The organism is Nonlabens ulvanivorans (assembly GCF_000732625.1).
GTDB lineage: Bacteria > Bacteroidota > Bacteroidia > Flavobacteriales > Flavobacteriaceae > Nonlabens > Nonlabens ulvanivorans.
Genome location: NZ_JPJI01000027.1, coordinates 5,974 through 9,442, shown reverse-complemented (window position 1 = coordinate 9,442; position 3,469 = coordinate 5,974). Strand labels below are relative to the sequence as shown.

Genomic DNA, 3,469 nt, shown 5'->3' with positions numbered 1-3,469 from the left:
ATAATTCTCATCACTTACGTCTGGCACCGTTGCTGTTCCACTTACATCACATGGATCTGTTGGATCGGATCCATTCATATCTTCTGTTCCGTTGGTCTCACCATCTCCATCACAATCTGCTGCTTGCCAAATTGGATTTGTTGTATCTGCTGTACTTCCTGCTGTAAATACACATGGATCTGCTGGGTCTGGATCGGTTCCGTTAGAATCTCCATCGCCATCACAATCAGCGGCTTGCCAAATTGCATTACTCGTATCTGCTGTACTTCCTGCTGTAAACACACATGGATCTGTTGGGTCTGGATCGGTTCCGTTAGAATCTCCATCTCCATCACAATCTGCTGCTTGCCATATTGGATTACTTGTATCTGCTACACTTCCGGCTGTAAACACACATGGATCTGTTGGATCTGCATCCGTTCCATTGGAGTCACCATCGCCATCACAGTCTGCAGCTGCCCATACATCATATGCATTTTGAGCTGGCGTTCCTGCCATCATTGGATTTGTTGGTATCGTAGCATTTGTTACACTACATGGATCAAATGGCTCTGTACCATTCATCACTTCTTCTCCGTTAGTCTCACCATCACCATCACAGTCTGCGGCTGCCCATACGGCATAATTCTCATCACTTACGTCTGGCACCGTTGCTGTTCCACTTACATCACATGGATCTGTTGGATCGGATCCATTCATGTCTTCTGTTCCGTTGGTCTCACCATCACCATCACAATCGGCGGCTTGCCATATTGGATTACTCGTATCGGCTGTTGCTGAACTTCCTGAAGGAATTGAGCAAGGATCTGTCGGATCAGAACCAGCATTACATTCATCCAAATTTGTTTCACCATCGCCATCACAATCTTCAAGACCGATTGGATTTGAAGGGTTTGCTGCCAATAAAGCACAAACATCTACTGTACCATCAACAACTTGGGAACAATCGGTTGTTGTTACTGTCAATATCGCACATTCAGTTTGAGTAAAACAAATATTATCTGGATGTGTAATTACTACACAATACTCATTACCATCAAAAGTGTTATCCACACTGGAAAGAGTAAGAGAAGCATTAGTTTGTCCTGCAATCGCATTTGCTGGATTTGTAGGGTCACCTAAATACCATTGGTATGTTGTAGCCCCAGAAATATCTATCGCAGATGGATCATTAAAATCTGGTGTTGTACTTGGTGCAAATCCATCATATTCTATTGTACTCGTTGCTCTCACTACTGCGGTAAAAGTAGCATTGGATCCACTTTCCACAGTTTGATCTGAAGGAGGCGAATCAACAACTACTTCTGTTGCATTAAATTCATTACCGTCTACTCCGTTATAACCGCCAGTAGTGTTACCACTTCCTGGTGTTAGCACCTGCCCACTTGAATCAACTATTGTAGCAGTATCACCAAGTACACCATCATCATCATTATCTGTTCCTTCTGATTCCAATACATCATTACAACCATCATTATCACTATCCAAATCTATTCTATTTGGAATACCATCTTGGTCAAAATCACAATCTAACAATAAATTGAATGCAAAACCTTCATTAACGATACCCGTCGTAGCGATTGAAGCATCTGAATTATAACCTATAACTACAGGATAAGTATTTAATCCAGTTAAATCAATAGACAATGTCCATCTTGAATCTCTCACCAATGAGCCCGTATTTACGACAAATACTTCCCCAGAAGTAATGACGTCACCTGAACTATATCCAGAAATTTCATCATTAGGATCATTAAGAATCGCAGAGCCACCTCCAGGCCACGTTATATTCACTTCTTTTGTCGCATTTGCCGCGCCATAGTTAGAACCTGGAGCATTGTTAGCCACGACTATACTACCTACAGTTCCTAAGACAGGTTGTTCAATAGACAATGACATATTATGTATTACGTCAGTTCCTTGATCCCAGACTAATTGAAGACCACTCGTAACGCCACTTGTAAACTCAGAAGTATTGTGATCACTTGTAATAGTAATTTCAGCAGAAGTACCAGTTGAATTGCTATAATTTCCATCCAAAACTGTTGTCCCATCACCCATTGTAATTGATCCAATAGGAGCTTCACATTCTTCCGTATCTAATATACCATCATTATCATCATCTACATCACAAATATCACTTACTCCATCTAAATCTGAATCAAGATTCCCAGAAGCAACAGGATCACATTGATCCACAGGAATTGTAACGGTTAATACAGCACATTCAGTTTGAGTAAAACAAATATTATCTGGATGTGTAATTACTACACAATATTGATTCCCATCCATTGATGGATCAGTAGTCAATGTTAGCGAAGAACCTGTTTCACCTGCTAGTAATGATCCACCACTATTAGGGTCTCCCAAATACCATTGGTATGTTGTAGTCCCAGAAATATCTATTGCAGATGGATCGTTAAAATCTGGTGTTGTACTTGGCGCAAATCCATCATATTCTATTGTACTCGTTGCTCTCACTACTGCGGTAAAAGTAGCATTCGATCCACTTTCCACAGTTTGATCTGAAGGAGGTGAATCAACAACTACTTCTGTTGCATTAAATTCATTACCATCAACTCCGTCATAACCGCCAGTAGTGTTACCACTTCCTGGTGTTAGCACCTGCCCACTTGAATCAACTATTGTGGCTGTATCACCAAGTACACCATCATCATCATTATCTGTTCCTCCAGATTCCAATACATCATTACAACCATCATTATCGCTATCTAGATCTAAAAGATCTGGCGTACCATCCATGTCTGTATCAATACAACCAGAAGTAATACCCATGAAATAATTATCTCCACCTCCTGGCACAGTAAATGAAAATTGGGTTGTTCCAATAGGTATATCTGCAGAAAAGCCAGCTCCATTTGAAGGAGTTCCTGTCATCTTAATATAGGTGTTAGTTCCTAATCCACTACCATTAATCAAACTAATGATAGTAGGATCATTAGGTAAAGCATTAATCGTAATCTCTGCCTTATCCATTGAATTGAAATGAACGTATAATAGCTCAGTTGTTGGTTGTGAAAAATTATATATATATGTTGAAGGTGCACTGTCTGCAAAATTCAAATACTCAACACCACCAGTAAAAATTCTTCCTTCATTAGAAGTTCCATTAAAGCTTGGAAATCCGGAAAGATCAGAACTACTAACTCTAGGGTCTCTAATGTTAGAGTTATGAGAATAAGAGCTGATTAAGCTACTGCCATTCAAAGTAGCAGTGGTACTTGCATCATATAATGTGGCATTATCTGGATCATTTATTGTCCAATCTAAGCTAACTGACTGACATTCACTTACATCAAGAATTCCATCATTATCGTCATCTAGATCACATACATTATTTATACCATCTGCATCTGGGTCGTTTGCTGTAACCATACCTGCTGTTGCACCGTCTGTACACGGGTCTGGATTTACTGTTAATGTTGCAGAGCGTGTTTCTGCAATACAC

Annotated in this window: 1 pseudogene; it reads right to left on the bottom strand. The window is 40.1% G+C overall.

From position 1 onward, the window contains the following. Positions 1-3,469, bottom strand: a pseudogene (locus IL45_RS07205) (hypothetical protein); the annotation flags it as partial.